This window comes from Lysobacter sp. M2-1 (assembly GCF_022662495.1).
Taxonomy (GTDB): domain Bacteria; phylum Pseudomonadota; class Gammaproteobacteria; order Xanthomonadales; family Xanthomonadaceae; genus JAKPBU01.
The window spans coordinates 52,200-67,518 of record NZ_JAKPBU010000005.1; the positions used below are offsets into that span (position 1 = coordinate 52,200).

The window sequence follows — 15,319 nt, forward strand, 5'->3', positions numbered from 1 at the left end:
GAGGTTTCTCACAATGCATTAACGCGCTAATACATTAGTCGAATGAAGCAACGCCCCGAACCCCTGCCGCAGCGCGATGCCGATGCCTCCCTGAAGGCGCTGGCCAAGGCGCTCGCCTCGCTGGAGCGCGGTGAGGACGTGCGTGCCTTCCTCGAGGATCTGTGCACACCGGCCGAACTCGAGGCGATGGCCGACCGCTGGCGGGTGGTGCCGCTGCTGCTGGAGGGCGTGCCGTACCGGGAGATCCACGAGCGCACCCTGGTCAGCGTCACCACCATCGGCCGGGTGGCGCGGACCCTGGAACGCGGCAGCGGCGGCTACGCGGCAGCTGCGAAACGGCAGTTCCCGCGCCTCGTCGCGTCGCATTGAACGTACCCGTATGAGCATCAACCTCGCCAACGGGGTGCGCGACCGGTTGCGCATCGCCATCCAGAAATCCGGCCGCCTCAGCGAGCCGGCGCGCGCATTGCTGGCCTCGTGCGGCCTGAGCTGGCGCGAGAGCCGCGACCGGCTGTTCTGCTATGGCGAAACCCTGCCGGTGGACCTGCTGCTGGTGCGCGACGACGACATCCCCGGACTGATCGCCGACGGTGTATGCGATCTGGGCATGGTCGGCCGCAACGTGCTGATGGAACAGGCGGCCGACCGCGAACAGCGCGACATTGCGCCCGCGTACCGCGAATGGCGTGCTCTGGGCTTCGGCGGATGCCGCCTCGATCTTGCGGTACCCGAGTCCTGGGATTGGACCGGCGCCGAACAGGTCGCCGGCAAGCGCATCGCGACCAGTTATCCCGGATTGCTGGCCCAGTGGCTGCGCAGCCGCGCGATCGAAGCCGACATCGTCAACCTGTCCGGGTCGGTGGAGATCGCGCCGCGCCTGGGTCAGGCCGATCTGATCTGCGATCTGGTGTCCAGCGGCGCGACCCTCGCGGCCAACCAGCTCAAGCCGGTGGAAACCCTGCTGCGGAGCGAGGCGGTGCTCGCGGGCCCGGCGGCGGCGTTTGGAGACGTGCGTGCCGAGCTCGCGGAACTGCTGCTCCGGCGCCTCGATGGCGTGCTAAAGATACGCGACAGCAAGCTGCTGCTGTTCCAGGCGCCACGCGCAGCAGTACCGGGGCTGCTGGAGCTGCTGCCCGATGCGGAAGCGCCCACCGTCACCTCCATCGACGGCAGCGACCGCCTGGCCCTGCAGGCGCTGTGCCACGGCGCCGTCACCTGGCAGCGCCTGGAAGACCTCAAGCGCGCCGGCGCCGCGGCTTTGATGGTGTTGCCGGTCGAAAGGATGCTGGCGTGAGCGCGCCCGCCGAAGCCCTGGGCGCCACCTTCTCGCCCCGCATGAAACGGGTCGACTGGACGCGCCTGGACGCTGCTGCACGCGAAGCCGTGCTCAGGCGCCCGGCGCAGGTCGCCGCCGCGGAGGTGCGGCGCAGCGTGACGGAGATCGTCGCAGCGGTACGCAGCGACGGCGACGCAGCGCTGCGGAGCCTGTCGCGGAAATTCGACGCGGCGCCCGTCACCGACTTCGAAGTGGACGAAGCGGAGTTCGCTGCGGCGGAAAGGCTGGTCCCCGACACCTTGCGGCTGGCGATGCAGGATGCGATGCAGCGGATCGAGTGGTTCCACCGCGCCGGCATGGGGCAGGGCTATGCGGTGGACACCGCGACCGGCGTGCGCTGCGAACGCATCCTGCGCCCGATCCAGCGGGTGGGCCTGTACGTGCCGGCCGGCAGCGCGCCGTTGCCCTCCACGGCGCTGATGCTGGGGGTACCCGCGCGCCTGGCCGGCTGCCCGCAGGTGGTGCTGTGTACACCGCCGCGCGCGGATGGCAGCGCGGATCCGGCGGTGCTGGTGGCCGCGCGATTGTGTGGCATCGGGCGCGTGTTCAAGCTCGGCGGCGCGCAGGCCATCGCCGCCATGGCCTACGGCACGGACAGCGTCCCCCGATGCGACAAGATCTTTGGCCCCGGCAATGCCTACGTCACCGAAGCCAAACGCCAGGTGTCGATGCAGTCCGATGGCGCGGCGATCGACATGCCGGCCGGTCCATCCGAAGTGCTGGTGGTCGCCGATGCCGGTGCCGATCCGCTGTTCGTCGCCGCCGATCTGTTGTCGCAGGCCGAGCACGGTCCGGATTCGCAGGTGCTGCTGGTCTCAGACGATGCCGATTTGCTTGAGCGCGTCGCGGCGGAAGTAGAAGCGCAGCTCGCGCGCCTGTCGCGACGCGGGATCGCACAGCAGGCGCTCTCGGCCTCGCACGCGATCCTGGTGGACAACCTCGACGATGCCTTCGCCCTCAGCAACGCCTACGCGCCGGAACACCTGATCCTGGCCCTGCGCGATCCGCGCGCATGGCTGGGTCGCGTGCAGGCAGCAGGCTCCGTGTTCCTGGGCGACTGGGCGCCGGAAGCGCTCGGCGACTACTGCAGCGGCACCAACCATGTGCTACCCACCGGCGGCGCCGCGCGTGCCTGCAGTGGCGTGAGCGTGTCCAGCTTCCAGAATGCAATCACCGTACAGCAGGTGGATCAGGCCGGTATCGTCGCGATCGGTCCGACCGCCGTCACCTTGGCTGAGGCCGAAGGCCTGCAGGCCCACGCCTACGCGGTGCAGGCACGCCTGGAGCGTGCAAAGGCGGACGCAGCATGAGCACCGATCCGCTGCAGCTTGCGCGACCGGACCTGCGCGGCTTCGCCGGTTATCGCTCCGCCCGCAGCGAGGCGCTGCGCGGCGAGGTCTGGCTCAATGCCAACGAAGCAGCATGGGCGAATTCGGCCGACCGCGACGGGCTGGCGCGCCGCTACCCCCAGCCGCAGCCGCGTGACCTGCGCGTTGCGCTCGCGGGCCTGTACGACGTCGAGCCGGAGCAGCTGCTCATCGGCCGCGGCAGCGACGAAGGCATCGACCTGCTGGTACGCGCGTTCTGCGTACCCGGCAGCGATGCCGTGCTCGTCACGCCGCCGGTGTTCGGCATGTATGCGGTCAGCGCGCGACTGCAGGGCGCAGGCGTGGTCGATGTGCCGCTGCAGGACGCGACCGACGATTTCCGGGTCGACCTGCAGCAAGTCGCCGCGCGCGCGGAAGGCGAGGGCGCGAAGCTGGTGTTCCTGTGTTCGCCAGGCAATCCGGCTGGCGGCGTGATCCCGCGCGATGCAGTGCTGCGCCTGGCGCAGCAGCTGCAAGGCCGGGCGCTGGTGGTGGTGGACGAGGCGTATATCGAGTTCGCCGACGCGCCCTCGCTGGCGACCGATGTTGGCCTGCAACGCAACCTTATCGTGCTACGCACCCTATCCAAGGCGCATGCCCTGGCGGCGGCGCGGATCGGATGCGTGATCGCCGACGCGCACGTGATCGCGCTGCTGCAGCGCTGCCAGGCGCCGTACCCGGTGCCGGCACCGTGCGCCGCGCTGGCGCTGGGCGCGCTGCAGCCTGCGAGCTTGGCGCAGACGCGGGACCATGTCGAAACCATCCGCCAGGAGCGCGGGAGACTGGGCACGGCGCTGGCGGCACTACCCGCAGTGCACCGAGTTTATCCATCCCAGGGTAACTTCCTGCTCGTGCGTTGCTTTGATGCCGAGGCCGCGTTCCGCGCATTGCTCGCCGCAGGCGTGGTGGTTCGCGACCAGCGCGCCGCACCGCAGCTCGGCGATGCGTTGCGGATCAGCATCGGCACGCCGGAAGAAAACGACCGCATGATCGCTGCCTTGCGCGTTGCGGGAGCGCCGCTTCGGCACGACTTTGTCTCCGGGGAAGCGATGTCGCGTCCAAGCGGCACCCCCGCAGGAGAAGCCGCATGACCCCGGTCCTGTTCGTCGATCGCGACGGCACCCTGATCGAGGAACCGGCGGATTTCCAGATCGACCGGTACGAGAAGCTGCGCTTCGTGCCCGGCGTCATTCCGGCGCTGCTGCGGCTGCGCGATGCCGGTTACCAGTTCGTCATGGTGACCAACCAGGATGGGCTGGGCACCGAAGCCTTCCCGCAGCAGGACTTCGATGGGCCGCACGCCCTGATGCTGCAGGTTTTCGAGAGCCAGGGCATCGTCTTTCGAGACATCCTGATCGACCGCAGTCTTCCAGCAGAAGGCCTGCCTACGCGCAAGCCCGGCGTCGGCCTGGCGCTGCCGTACCTGCAGGACCGAACGATCGACTGGGCGCGTTCGGCCATGGTCGGCGACCGCGAAACCGACGACGCCTTCGCCGGTAACCTTGGCATCCGCGCCTTCCGGCTGCGCACGCCGCAGTTCGGCGGGCAGTGGGACTGGGCCGGAATCGCACATGTGCTGGCGAACGCCCCGCGCGCGGCCCGGGTGGTGCGCAACACCAAGGAGACGCAGATCCAGGTGGAGGTCGACCTGGACCGCGCCGGCGAACCGCAAGTCGCCACCGGCCTGGGTTTCTTCGATCACATGCTCGAACAGCTCGGCAAGCACGGTGGCTTCGCGATGTCGCTGCGCTGCGACGGCGACCTGCACATCGATGAGCACCATACGGTGGAAGACAGCGCGCTGGCGCTCGGCCAGGCCCTGCGCGAGGCGCTGGGCGACAAGCGCGGCATCGGCCGCTATGGCTTCACCCTGCCCATGGACGAAAGCCTGGCCAGCGCGGCGCTCGACTTCTCCGGCCGGCCCTACCTGGTGTTCGACGGCAGCTTCGCGCGCGAACGCGTCGGCGAACTGCCCACGGAACTCGTGCCGCACTTCTTCCGCTCGCTATGCGAGAGCGCCGGTCTCAATCTCAACCTGCAGGTCCGCGGCGACAACGACCACCACAAGGTCGAAGCCTGCTTCAAGGCCACCGCGCGCGCGCTACGTCAGGCGATCCGGCGCGAGGGCAGCGAACTGCCCAGCACCAAGGGCCTGCTGTGATGCGTCAGGCAGGCGCGGTATGAGCGGTGTGGTGATCGTCGATTCCGGTGGCGCCAACCTGACGTCGGTGCAGACCGCGCTGCGTCGCCTGGGCGTGGAGGCGCCGGTGGTGCAGAAGCCGGAGGCGATCGCGAATGCCGGACGTGTGCTGCTGCCAGGCGTCGGCGCGGCCGCGCCGGTGATGGGTCGCCTGCGCGAACTCGGCCTGGTCGATCTGCTGCGAACGCTGCGCAAGCCGCTGCTGGGCATTTGCGTCGGCATGCAGGTGCTCTTCGAGCGTTCCGAGGAAGGCGATGTCGAAGGCCTGGGCCTGCTGCCCGGGACGGTGAAGCGCCTGCGCGGCGAACCGGGAATCCGCATTCCGCACATGGGATGGAACGCGCTGCATATCGAGGCGCCGTCTGCGCTGCTGGCAGGCATGCCGGAGGGTAGCCACGCCTATTTCGTGCACAGCTACGCGGCATCGGCTGCGTCCGATTGCATCGCCAGCACCCGTCATGGCGAGCGCTTCGCCGCGGTGGTGCAACGAGGCCATATCGCCGGCGCCCAGTTTCATCCGGAGCGTTCCGCAGACACCGGCGCGCGCCTGCTGCGCAATTTCCTGGCCTGGCAGCCGGCATGGGCCTGACCATCTATCCGGCGATCGACGTGCGCGGCGGGCGCGTGGTGCGCCTGACCCAGGGCGACTACGCGCGCGAGATCTCCTACGACGCCGACCCATTCGCAATGGCGTTGCGTTACGCCGATGCCGGTGCGCGCTGGTTGCACCTGGTGGATCTGGATGCGGCGCGAGACGGTGGCTATTCGCTGCTCGGATTACTCGAGCGTATCGCGCAGGACGGACGCTTGCGCGTGCAGACCGGCGGCGGTGTGCGCGACGTGCAGCAAGTACAGGCACTGCTCGGCGCGGGTGCCGAACGGGTGGTGGTGGGATCGCTGGCGGTAAGCCAGCGACAGGCGGTGGCCGGATGGCTGGAACGCTTCGGCAGCGAGCGGCTGACCGTTGCGCTGGACGTGCGCCGGGACCAGGACGGACAGTGGCGGCCAGCGACGCTGGGCTGGACCGAGGCGGGTGAGGCCACGCTCGATGAACTGGTGCGGTTCTACGCGCGTTCGGGCCTGGCGCATCTGCTGTGCACCGACATCGCGCGCGACGGCACTCTGGCGGGACCCAATTTCGAGCTCTATACGCTGCTGCGTCGCTGGGCACCGGGCTTGCAGCTGCAGGCCTCGGGCGGCGCGCGCGAACTTGCAGACGTTACGCGGGCCCGCGATGCGGGCTGCGGTGGCATCGTGCTGGGCAAGGCGCTGCTCGAAGGCCGCATCCGCCTGCAGGACGCGCTGGCATGCTGACGCGGCGCATCGTGCCATGCCTGGACGTGCGCGACGGGCGTGTGGTCAAGGGCGTGCGCTTCCGCGATCACGTGGACATGGGCGACATTGTGGCCCTGGCCCGGCGCTACCGCCAGGAAGGCGCGGACGAGCTGGTGTTCTACGACATCGGCGCGAGTCCGCAGGGGCGCAGCGTCGACCGAGACTGGATCCGGCGCGTGGCCGCGGTCATCGACATCCCGTTCTGCGTGGCTGGCGGCATCCGCAGCGTCGACGACGCGCGTGCGGTGCTGCACGCCGGCGCGGACAAGGTATCAATCAATACCCCCGCGCTGGAGCGGCCTGAGCTGATCGGCGAGCTCGCCGACGCGTTCGGTATCCAGTGCGTGGTCGTGGGCGTGGACAGCCTGCGCGAGCAGGACGGCGAATGGCGGGTGCGCAGCCATACCGGAGATCCGGATCGGATGCGCGCGCCTGGGCGTCGCACGTTCGACTGGATCCAGGAAGCACAGGAGCGCGGCGCCGGCGAGATCGTGCTCAACTGCATGGGCAGCGACGGCGTACGCCAGGGCTACGACATCGAACAGCTCGCGGCCGCACGCGCGGTGTTAGCGGTGCCGCTGGTGGCCTCCGGCGGAGCCGGTGCGTCCGCGCACTTCGTCGCGGTGTTTGCCGAGGCCGACGTCGATGCCGCCTTGGCCGCAAGCGTGTTTCACAACGGCAGCATTGCGATTCCTGCATTGAAGCGTGAGCTGCAGGCCGCCGGCGTGGAAGTGAGGCTGTGAGCGTGGATGCGCAAACCGCCGGCTTCGATCCGGAAACGCTGGCCTGGGACAAGCAGGGCGGCCTGGTGCCCGCGGTCGTGCAGGATGCCGATACGCAGCGCGTGCTGATGCTCGGCTACATGGACCGCGACGCGCTGGAGACGACCCTGGCAAGTGGACGCGTGACCTTCTTCAGCCGCTCGCGCCAGCGGCTGTGGACCAAGGGGGAGACCTCCGGCCACGTGCTGGAACTCGTGCGGCTGGAAGCCGACTGCGACCGCGACACCTTGCTCGTCCAGGCACGCCCGCGCGGACCCACCTGCCACCTCGGCACCAGCAGTTGCTTCATGCAGGCGCCCGCCGCGGCGCTGGCGGAACTCGAAAATCTGATCGAGACCCGCGAACGCGAACGACCACCCGGCAGCTACACAACGACGCTGTTCGAGGCCGGGATCGCGCGCATCGCGCAGAAGGTGGGGGAAGAGGGCGTCGAAATCGCCCTGGCGGCGGTGACCGCCGACGATGCCGCGCTCACAGGTGAGGCGGCCGACCTCGTGTATCACCTGCTCGTGCTGCTGCGCGCGCGCGGGCTGGGTTTCGCCGACGTGGCGAAGGTGCTCGCGTCTCGGTCGCGCTAGGCCTGTGCCGTGGGAGCGGCCTTGGCCGCGATTGCTCTCGCGGCGTTATCGAAATCTGTTTGTGCATACGGCGCGTGCTACGGTGCTGCGAGATGCATTCGCGGCCAAGGCCGCTCCCACAGGTCTCTGGACTCATGCGGGTGCAGAGGTCCGGACCTGGTCGCGTCCGCCGGCCTTGGCCGAATACAGCGCTTCGTCGGCCGCCTGCAGCGCGGCATCGATGCTGCTGGCGATGTCGTCGGCCGGCAGCAGCTGGTGTACACCGAAGCTCGCCGACAAGGCTATGCAGCGCCCGCGCGACTCGCACGGCGCGCTGCGCAGCGCATCGCGCAGCTGTTCGGCCACGCGCACCGCCTCGTCCAGGTCGTATCCCGGCAGCGCGGCGATGAATTCCTCGCCGCCGAAACGCGCCAGCAGGGCTTCGTGGGGACGCAGCGCCTGGCCGATGCAGCGAGCCGCCCAGCGCAGGCACTCGTCGCCGACCAGATGGCCATAGTGGTCGTTGATCGCCTTGAAGTGGTCCAGGTCGATCATCAGCAGCGTGGTAGGGCGCGCCGCGGCCTGCCCATCGCGCAGCAGTTGCTCGAAGGCGTCGCGGAAGTGGCTGCGGTTGTACAGCCCGGTCAGGCCATCGCGCCGGCTCGAATCGCGCAGTCTTCCGTGCGCGTCCTCCAGCTGAGCCAGCGTGCTGGTCAGGGCCTGTGTCCGTTCGGCGACCTGGCGTTCCAGGCGCACGTTGGCTTCGCTGACGATGCGCTCGTTCTCGTTGCGCAGCGAGGCGTAGCGATAGCCCAGCGCGATCGACAGCAGCAGCATCTCCAGCGCCGAGCCGATCTGCACACCGTACTCGGTGAAGAAGTTTTTCGGGAACAGGCCGAAGGCAAGCAGGCTGAAGACCGTGGTGCCGAGCAGGAACATCGCCCATGCCAGCAGGAACAGGCGCGCCGGCGTGTATCCGCGGCGCAGCACCACGACCGTGGCGATCGCGATCCACAGCACGCCCACCAGCACCGCGCGGGTCACCACCGGCGTCGAAATCCGATAGGGCAGCTGCAGCGCGGCCAATCCAAATACGACGAAGAACGCGATCAGCCCCAGACTGACCCAGTTGCCTCGTGGCCAGCGTTGCGGCAGTTCGAGGAAGGTGCGCGCGAACTGCTGCATGCCGATCAGCGCCAGGCAGATCGACAGCGGCACCGATTTGTCGGCCAGCCAAGTGGAGTTCGGCCACAGGTATTCGAAGCCGAAACCGTTGAGGGTAAACAGCACCAGGCCGAACGCACCGATATGCAGCAGGTACCAGCCGTAGCTGGGGTCGCGCAGGCTCAGCCACAGCACCAGGTTGTAGACGAACAGTGCCAGCAGGATCCCGTAATAGATGCCGATTGCGAGCTGCGCATCGCGCGACAGTTCGGCGAACGCCGAAGGCGTGTAGAGCATGAGCGGGACCTGCATCGAGCTCTGGCTCTGCACCCGGACCAGCAGATCGACCGGCTGCCCGGTGGGCAGCGTGAGCATGAAGTTCGGCTGCCGGTAGCGGATGCTGCGGGCGTGGAAAGGCAGGGCGTCGCCACCGGCCTGGTGCCAGAGCCGGCCGTCGGGATAGCGCAGGTACACGTCGATGTGGTCGCTCAGGGCGTATTCCTGCAGCAGCAGCCAGCGCGGCTCGGCGGGGTCCTGATTGATCAGGCGGGCGTGAAACCAGAACGCACCGGACTGGAAGCCGAATGCGGTATTGCCGTCCGGCAGCGGGGCGAATCCGCCCTCGCCGACCCGGCGCAGCGCAGCGGCCGCATCGTCCGTGCCGTTGGTGTCGTGGTAGTAGGCGACGAACGGCGTGAGGCTGCTCTGCGAATTGCCCGGCACCAGCCGCAGCGGTTCGGCGGCATGCGCGCGCCCGGCGAGAGCGCCGAAGGCGAGGAGCAACCAGAGCACAGCCTGCGTCCAACGCCCGAGCATGCAAACGATTCCGTGAAGGGACCGTCCCGCCGGCCCTGGTGCAGTCTAGCGCCAGTGGCGGCCGGCGGCATCCGTCACGGTTCCGCCCAGCTCTGGACGGACGGCATACTTTCCACCCTCGTATCCCGGACGCCATTCATGCCGCGAATCGCCTGCCTGTTGCTGCCGGTGCTGGCTGCATTCCTTTGGGCCGAACCGGTGCATGGCCGGGCATGTGCGGACGCGGTGGTCTTCGAGGATGGCGACGGCGACGGCGTGCGCTCTACGGGCGAGCCCGGCCTGGCCGACGTCCGGGTTTCGGACGGAAGCGACATCGTCGCGACCGATGCGCGGGGCAGGTTCCAGCTGCCGGATGACGCGGCAGGCCCTCGGACCGTGTTCGTGATCAAGCCCGCCGGCTATGCGTTCGCGCGCCGTGACGACGGACTACCCGATTTCTGGCGCAACCTGGTCACGGCTCCGGCGCCCGTTCTCGGATACGGTGGCATGCGGGCGTCGGGTGCCTGTGCCGACATCGGGCTGCGGCGCGAGGAGCTGCCTCGCGCGCGGAGCGAAGGGCTGCAGGTCCTGGTTTTTGCCGATCCGCAGCCGAAGTCGCGCATCGACGTGGATTACTACGCCCGCGACATCATCGAATCGATTTCCGGCGATCATGACGTCGCCATGCCGGCCTCGCAGGACCGCGCCGTTCGCGCGGCCGATATGGGCCTCACGCTGGGCGACATCGTCCACGACGATCTGTCGCTGTATCCCGACATCAACCGCGTCACCGCACGGCTTGGCGTTCCGTGGCTGCACGTACCGGGTAACCACGACCTGGATTTCGATGCGGCGCGCGACGAGGACTCGCTGCTGACCTTCCGCCATCACTACGGTCCGGACACGCTGGCATGGGAGGAGCAGGAAGCCAATTTCGTCCTGCTCGACGATGTCATCTACCAACCCGGACGGCAGCCGGCCTACATCGGCGGACTGCGCGAGGACCAGTTCGCCTTCCTCGAACGCTATCTGGCCGGCGCCGACAGGGAGCGCCTGCTGGTCGTCGGAATGCATATCCCGCTGTTCGAAGCGGAGGGACGCGATACCTTTCGCGACGCCGACCGAGCGCGTCTGTTCGCGCTACTGGCCGCGTTCCCGAAGGTGCTGTTGCTGTCCGGGCACGGCCATACCCAGCAACACGTGCTGCACGGCGCGGCAACGGGGTGGCGCGGGGCGCGGCCACTGCACGAATACAACGTCGGTGCGGCCTGTGGCGCCTACTGGTCGGGCGTAAAGGATGCGCAGGGCATCCCGGATTCGACCATGGCCGATGGTACGCCCAACGGGTATGCGCGGCTGCAGGTCGACGCCAACGGAGGCTATCGCCTGTCCTGGCACAGCGCGCGCGGACAGGGCGACAGCCGTATCGGCCTGCATGCCCCGCGGGTGCTGCGGCGCGGCGCCTACCCGGCGTTCGCCATGTACGCCAACATCTACATGGCGCGCGACGACACGCGGGTGGAATACCGGATCGATGACGGCGCATGGACGCCGATGCAGAAGACGCTGCGTCCGGATCCGCGCCTGCAGGCGGAGAACGCACGCGACGATGCCGCCGGAGCGCTGCGCGGCTACGACCGTTCGCCCGAGGCTGCTCCATCGCCGCACCTGTGGCGCGGCACGCTGCCGACCGGTCTTGCGTCGGGCGAACACCGGATCGAGGTGCGCGCGTTCGACGCATGGCAGGGCGAGCAGCGCATGACCACCCGTTACAGGCTCGAGGAGGCCTTGCCGTAGAAGTTCGTCGGCATGCTGGAGCACGGCGAGAAACTGCACGGCGGAAGACACGAAGGCGGTCGAACCAGTCAGCACTCGTGGCGCGAGCCTGCGCCAGACGACACAGGAACCGCGCCTGCGCGCTCGTGGGGCCTACGGCTTCGCGTCGAGGTCTTCGATCGGATAGGGATACGCAACCGCCTCGCCCAGCGGCGACTGCGCCTGCCACTGCCGCAGCCGCTGGCGGATGCGCTTGCCCGCCGCCATCTGCGGAAACGAGGCCTCGACTTTTTCTGCCTGCTCCCATGCGTGCACGCGCCGGGTCGCGTACTCGTAGGCCTGGAGCAGATCGTTTTCCTGGTTCAGGCCTTCCACCAGCCAGGCGCGGCCGAACCAGGTGACGCTCGATTCGCTGTCGCAGCCAAACGAGGCCCGGTCCGCGCGCGCGGCGGTGATCAGCAAGGTGTCCGCATCGCGCAGTTCGCGGATGAAACCGCCCGAATAGCAGGCGGAAATCACCAGCACGCGGTGGCGGATTCCGGCATCGTCCAGCACGGTTCGCAGGTCCTCGGGAATTAATGCGTCCTCGACGAACGGCGGGAAGTAGACCGCCAGCTCGTGCTCGGGTGTGCCGTGCATGGTCAGGTACAGCAGCAGGATGTCCTCGTCCGGATCCATGCGTTTGGCGATGCCGGCGAGCGCCTGCTGCAGGTTCTCGTAGGTCGCCAGCGGATGCGGTGCGGGCTGGACGCTGTCGAGATGGTTGATCAGGGTGATCACACCGCGTGCCTGCAGGCGCTGGCGCATCAACTGCGGGAAGTACGCGATCTCGTTGCGGAACACGTCCTGGCTGCCGTCCCCGGCGAAGCCGAGGGCGTACAGGTCGATCGTGCCGGAGCGCTGCGCAGGCAGGGCATCCACGGCCGCGGCGATCAGGCGCGTGTCGCGCTGTGGCAGCGGTTCCGGATCCTTCGTGCGCGCCGCCGCCGGCGTTGCCAATGCCGCCAGCAGCGCCACCATTCCGAGCAGGGTCGACCTGCGGCTCATACTGGCTCCGCCCCTGGTGCGGCGCGCAGGCTGATCCAGGCACCGAGCATGAGCAGTGCGATCGCGACCGCCTGGATCCAGTGCGGCTGCGCGCGCCCCGCCAGCACCAGCAACAGCGTCGACAGCAGCGGTGCGAGGTAGGACAGGCTGCCGAGCAGCGCGATGTCGCCACGCTTGGTGCCGTGATCCCAGAGGAAGAACGCCGCGCCCACCGGGCCGACGCCCATTGCCAGCAGCGCCAGCCAGTGTCCGGCGGAAGGGGCGACCGTCTGCTCTAAGGAGAAGTGCGCGATGCCGCCCAGTACCGCAACGCCGATGCAGGCGGGAATGATCGCCGTGCTCGGTACTTCGGCATGGCGCCGGTTGAGCACCGAGTACGCGGCCCAGACCACGGCCGCGCCGAGCGCGGCGAGGTAGCCGGGCAATGCGGACGGATCGATGTCGATTCCCTGGCCACGCGTCACCAGCAATGCCGCCGCAGCCAGACCCAGCAGTGCCCCGAACAGATGGTTGCCGCGCAGACGCACGCCGGGTAGCAGGCCGCAGAACAGCACGATCAGCAGCGGCCACAGGTAATTGATGAGGTTGGCTTCCAGCGCCGGCGCATGCTTGAGCGCGTAGAAATACAGCGCGTGATAGCCGAACAGACCGGCGATCGCCAGCGCCAGGGCGGACGGCGGCGCACGCCAGGCCTGCCAGCCCGCCGCGCCGCGCAGCGCCGTGTGCAGCGTGCCCAGCAGGCCCGCGATGCCAAAGCCCAATGCAAGCACCTGGAATGGCGGCAGGCCCTGGGTGAACGTGGTGAGCAGCGCCAGCGCTGCCCACAGCACAACCGCACACACGCCCGCCAGCGTGGCCCGGCGCTGCGGTCGTTCGACAGCCACGGCAGCCATCGCCGGTCAGCCGCCCGGATCGATCTGGTCGAAGCCGGTGACCCGCGCATGCCCGTGGGTCGCATCGCCCGTGCGCGACATGGGGTAGTCGTCCGTGCGGTCGACCAGGATGGTGCGCATGCCGGCCTCGCGCGCGGCATCGAGTTCCGCGACCACGTCGGAGAGAAACAGGATGTCGCCAGGGTCGCGCCCCAGGCGTTGCGCGATCGCACGGTAGCTGTCCGGATCGCGCTTGTGGCCGACCTCGGTGTCGAACCAGTGTCCGAACAGCGTCGAGAGGTCTCCCGCGCTGCTGAATGCAAAGAACAGCTTCTGCGCCGGCACCGAACCCGACGAATAGACCGCCATCGGTACGCCTGCGCGGTGCCATGCCAGCAACGCTGCGGCCGCATCGGGATAGATCGGCGCGATGAAGTCGGCATTGCGGTAGCCGTCCTCCCAGACCATGCCCTGCAGCGCCTTGAGCGCGGTGTGCTTGCGGTCCTGATCGATCCAGCCCTGCAGCGTCTCCACGATCATCGCGTCCTGGCAGATGCCGCCGTGTTCCGCTGCCACGGTGTCCAGCCAACGCCTCACTTCCGGTTCCTGCCCGTGTTCGCGCACGAACCGCGGCAGTTCGCGGCGGGCATAGGGAAACAGCACATCTTTGATGAAGGAGATGCTGCTGGTCGTACCTTCGATGTCGGTGAGGATCATGCGGGGGCCAGGAACCAGAGAGTAGGAACTAGGAACCAGAGGGGGACGAGCCGAACATGCTAGTTCCTAGTTCCTGCCCACTGGTTTCTAGCTTCCGGTTTTCTCGTAGCGCGGGAACTTCTGCGCGATGTCGGTCCCGGTGAAGTGCCCGATCCAGCCGTCCGGCTGCTGGAAGAAGCGGATCGCGACGAATTCGGGTTCCTCGCCCATGTCGAACCAGTGGGTCGTGCCGTCGGGTACCGCGATCAGGTCGTCCTTGACGCATTCGATCTCGTACACCTTGTCGCCCACGTGCAGGGTGAACAGGCCCGATCCGGCGACGAAGAAGCGGACTTCGTCCTCCTTGTGGAAATGCTCGTCGAGGAACTTCGCGCGCAGCTCCGCGCGCTTGGGGTTGTCCGGTGCGATGCTGATCACATCGACAGTGGTGAAGCCGCGTTCGGTGGTGATCCGGTCGATGTCGGCCTGGTACGCGGCGATCACCTCTTCCTGGGCGGCGCCGGGGGCGATGGGTTTGCTTGCCTGCCAGCGCTCGAAGGTGACGCCGATGCGCGCCAGTTCGTGCGCGATGGCGTCGGCATCGCGGCTTTCGAACTCGGGTGCATCGGGCGTGTCGTCGGCGAAGATGCGCAGTCGGCTCATGGCGTGACCTCAGGCGTTGCGGTTGCGGATCCCGGCGGGGACCCATTCCCCATGATGCGGGGAAAATACCGTGTTTCAAGCACCGGTCAGTGCGCGCGTAGCCGGCGCAGGTCGAGTTCGCACTCCAGCAGGAACTCGAATGCCTCCAGGTGGCGTCGCGCCTCGGCCATGTCCCGGCCCCAGGCGTACAGGCCGTGGCCGTCGATCAGATAGCCCCACATGCATTGCCGGTCGAGCAGCGCATCGACCTGCGCCGCGAGCGTATGCATGTCCTGGGTATTGGCGAACACAGGGATCTGGATCTCGGCTTCGTGCGTATCGTTGCCGTGGAAGGCCTTCAGCAGCTCGTAGCCTTCCAGCCGCACGTGTCCCTGGCCGGCGTACAGACGCGAGGCCACCGTCTGGGCATGCGAGTGCGTGTGCAGCACGCAGCCGATCTCGGGAAAGCGCCGGTACAGCTGGGTATGCAGCAGGGTTTCCGCAGACGGCCGGTGGTCGCTGCCGACGGCATTGCCGTCGAAGTCCACCACCATGATGTCCGCCTCGCGCAGCCTGCCCTTGTCGCGGCCGGAGACGGTGATCGCGGCGTGGCGATCGTCGAGCCGGTGCGAGAAATTGCTGCTGGTGGCGGGCGTCCAGCCGCGCGCGGACAGTTCGCGCACGTTGACGATGATCTCGCCGGCGAGCTCGCACAGGCGGTGGTGGTCGTAGGGCAGGGCATCGTTCATG

At 68.3% G+C, this 15,319-nt stretch carries 15 protein-coding genes and 1 pseudogene; 10 read left to right on the top strand and 6 right to left on the bottom strand.

Annotation, left to right across the window (positions count from 1 at the left end; all coding sequences use genetic code 11):
• Positions 1-42 precede the first annotated feature (42 nt).
• The 9 genes and pseudogenes from MC375_RS11170 (at position 43) to hisIE (ending at position 7,598) form a co-directional block, all read left to right on the top strand.
• Positions 43-369, top strand: coding sequence for a YerC/YecD family TrpR-related protein (locus tag MC375_RS11170; protein ID WP_242103478.1), 327 nt, complete (start codon positions 43-45; stop codon positions 367-369).
• Positions 370-379: 10 nt separating this feature from the next.
• The gene (hisG, locus tag MC375_RS11175) at positions 380-1,294 is read left to right on the top strand and encodes an ATP phosphoribosyltransferase (RefSeq protein WP_242103479.1); all 915 of its coding nucleotides are present in this window, start codon (positions 380-382) and stop codon (positions 1,292-1,294) included.
• A 41-nt stretch (positions 1,295-1,335) separates the two neighbouring features.
• On the top strand, positions 1,336-2,646 hold the full coding sequence (gene hisD / locus MC375_RS11180) for a histidinol dehydrogenase (RefSeq protein ID WP_242103768.1): 1,311 nt from the start codon (positions 1,336-1,338) through the stop codon (positions 2,644-2,646).
• Positions 2,643-3,704 (top strand): annotated as a pseudogene (gene hisC / locus MC375_RS11185) (histidinol-phosphate transaminase); the annotation flags it as partial. The gene hisD and the pseudogene hisC, both read left to right, overlap by 4 nt.
• A gap of 86 nt (positions 3,705-3,790) precedes the next feature.
• Positions 3,791-4,864: a bifunctional histidinol-phosphatase/imidazoleglycerol-phosphate dehydratase HisB gene (gene hisB, locus MC375_RS11190; RefSeq protein WP_242103480.1), complete on the top strand. Its 1,074-nt coding sequence runs from the start codon at positions 3,791-3,793 to the stop codon at positions 4,862-4,864.
• Between the two features lie 19 nt (positions 4,865-4,883).
• Complete coding sequence (gene hisH, locus MC375_RS11195) at positions 4,884-5,492, top strand: imidazole glycerol phosphate synthase subunit HisH (protein WP_242103481.1); 609 nt, start codon at positions 4,884-4,886, stop codon at positions 5,490-5,492.
• A complete protein-coding gene (locus MC375_RS11200) occupies positions 5,483-6,217 on the top strand; it encodes a 1-(5-phosphoribosyl)-5-[(5-phosphoribosylamino)methylideneamino] imidazole-4-carboxamide isomerase (RefSeq protein WP_242103482.1) in 735 nt (244 codons plus the stop codon). The genes hisH and MC375_RS11200 overlap by 10 nt, the downstream gene beginning before the upstream one ends.
• On the top strand, positions 6,211-6,981 hold the full coding sequence (gene hisF, locus MC375_RS11205) for an imidazole glycerol phosphate synthase subunit HisF (protein ID WP_242103483.1): 771 nt from the start codon (positions 6,211-6,213) through the stop codon (positions 6,979-6,981). The genes MC375_RS11200 and hisF overlap by 7 nt, the downstream gene beginning before the upstream one ends.
• A gap of 2 nt (positions 6,982-6,983) precedes the next feature.
• Positions 6,984-7,598 carry a bifunctional phosphoribosyl-AMP cyclohydrolase/phosphoribosyl-ATP diphosphatase HisIE gene (gene hisIE / locus MC375_RS11210; RefSeq protein WP_242103484.1) on the top strand — a complete coding sequence of 205 codons (615 nt, stop codon included), beginning with the start codon at positions 6,984-6,986 and terminating at the stop codon, positions 7,596-7,598.
• A 132-nt stretch (positions 7,599-7,730) separates the two neighbouring features.
• Here hisIE and MC375_RS11215 read toward each other — a convergent pair whose 3' ends face one another.
• Positions 7,731-9,557 (bottom strand): diguanylate cyclase, encoded by a 1,827-nt coding sequence (locus MC375_RS11215; RefSeq protein WP_242103485.1) that lies wholly within the window; start codon positions 9,555-9,557, stop codon positions 7,731-7,733.
• A gap of 138 nt (positions 9,558-9,695) precedes the next feature.
• On the opposite strand from MC375_RS11215, the gene MC375_RS11220 reads away from it, so the two are divergent.
• Positions 9,696-11,333: a calcineurin-like phosphoesterase family protein gene (locus MC375_RS11220; protein WP_242103486.1), complete on the top strand. Its 1,638-nt coding sequence runs from the start codon at positions 9,696-9,698 to the stop codon at positions 11,331-11,333.
• 132 nt (positions 11,334-11,465) lie between these two features.
• Here the strand turns inward: MC375_RS11220 and MC375_RS11225 are convergent, their stop codons facing one another.
• From MC375_RS11225 to MC375_RS11245, 5 genes are all read right to left on the bottom strand, one after another.
• Positions 11,466-12,359 carry a C13 family peptidase gene (locus tag MC375_RS11225; RefSeq protein WP_242103487.1) on the bottom strand — a complete coding sequence of 298 codons (894 nt, stop codon included), beginning with the start codon at positions 12,357-12,359 and terminating at the stop codon, positions 11,466-11,468.
• Positions 12,356-13,243, bottom strand: coding sequence for an EamA family transporter (locus MC375_RS11230; protein ID WP_242103488.1), 888 nt, complete (start codon positions 13,241-13,243; stop codon positions 12,356-12,358). The genes MC375_RS11225 and MC375_RS11230 overlap by 4 nt, the downstream gene beginning before the upstream one ends.
• A gap of 15 nt (positions 13,244-13,258) precedes the next feature.
• On the bottom strand, positions 13,259-13,948 hold the full coding sequence (gene mtnC, locus MC375_RS11235) for an acireductone synthase (RefSeq protein ID WP_242103489.1): 690 nt from the start codon (positions 13,946-13,948) through the stop codon (positions 13,259-13,261).
• A gap of 87 nt (positions 13,949-14,035) precedes the next feature.
• Complete coding sequence (locus tag MC375_RS11240) at positions 14,036-14,590, bottom strand: acireductone dioxygenase (RefSeq protein ID WP_242103490.1); 555 nt, start codon at positions 14,588-14,590, stop codon at positions 14,036-14,038.
• Positions 14,591-14,676: 86 nt separating this feature from the next.
• Positions 14,677-15,318, bottom strand: a complete 642-nt coding sequence (locus MC375_RS11245) for a methylthioribulose 1-phosphate dehydratase (protein ID WP_242103491.1) — start codon at positions 15,316-15,318, stop codon at positions 14,677-14,679.
• Between the last annotated feature and the right edge of the window lies 1 nt (position 15,319).

Bases quoted from the DNA above. Each gene is read 5' to 3' on its own strand.
- hisG (WP_242103479.1), top strand. From the start codon at position 380: ATGAGCATCAACCTCGCCAACGGGGTGCGCGACCGGTTGCGCATCGCC.
- MC375_RS11240 (WP_242103490.1), bottom strand. From the start codon at position 14,590: ATGAGCCGACTGCGCATCTTCGCCGACGACACGCCCGATGCACCCGAG.
- hisD (WP_242103768.1), top strand. From the start codon at position 1,336: ATGAAACGGGTCGACTGGACGCGCCTGGACGCTGCTGCACGCGAAGCC.
- hisH (WP_242103481.1), top strand. From the start codon at position 4,884: ATGAGCGGTGTGGTGATCGTCGATTCCGGTGGCGCCAACCTGACGTCG.
- mtnC (WP_242103489.1), bottom strand. From the start codon at position 13,948: ATGATCCTCACCGACATCGAAGGTACGACCAGCAGCATCTCCTTCATC.
- MC375_RS11200 (WP_242103482.1), top strand. From the start codon at position 5,483: ATGGGCCTGACCATCTATCCGGCGATCGACGTGCGCGGCGGGCGCGTG.
- hisF (WP_242103483.1), top strand. From the start codon at position 6,211: ATGCTGACGCGGCGCATCGTGCCATGCCTGGACGTGCGCGACGGGCGT.
- hisB (WP_242103480.1), top strand. From the start codon at position 3,791: ATGACCCCGGTCCTGTTCGTCGATCGCGACGGCACCCTGATCGAGGAA.
- MC375_RS11215 (WP_242103485.1), bottom strand. From the start codon at position 9,557: ATGCTCGGGCGTTGGACGCAGGCTGTGCTCTGGTTGCTCCTCGCCTTC.
- MC375_RS11245 (WP_242103491.1), bottom strand. From the start codon at position 15,318: ATGAACGATGCCCTGCCCTACGACCACCACCGCCTGTGCGAGCTCGCC.
- MC375_RS11220 (WP_242103486.1), top strand. From the start codon at position 9,696: ATGCCGCGAATCGCCTGCCTGTTGCTGCCGGTGCTGGCTGCATTCCTT.
- MC375_RS11170 (WP_242103478.1), top strand. From the start codon at position 43: ATGAAGCAACGCCCCGAACCCCTGCCGCAGCGCGATGCCGATGCCTCC.
- MC375_RS11225 (WP_242103487.1), bottom strand. From the start codon at position 12,359: ATGAGCCGCAGGTCGACCCTGCTCGGAATGGTGGCGCTGCTGGCGGCA.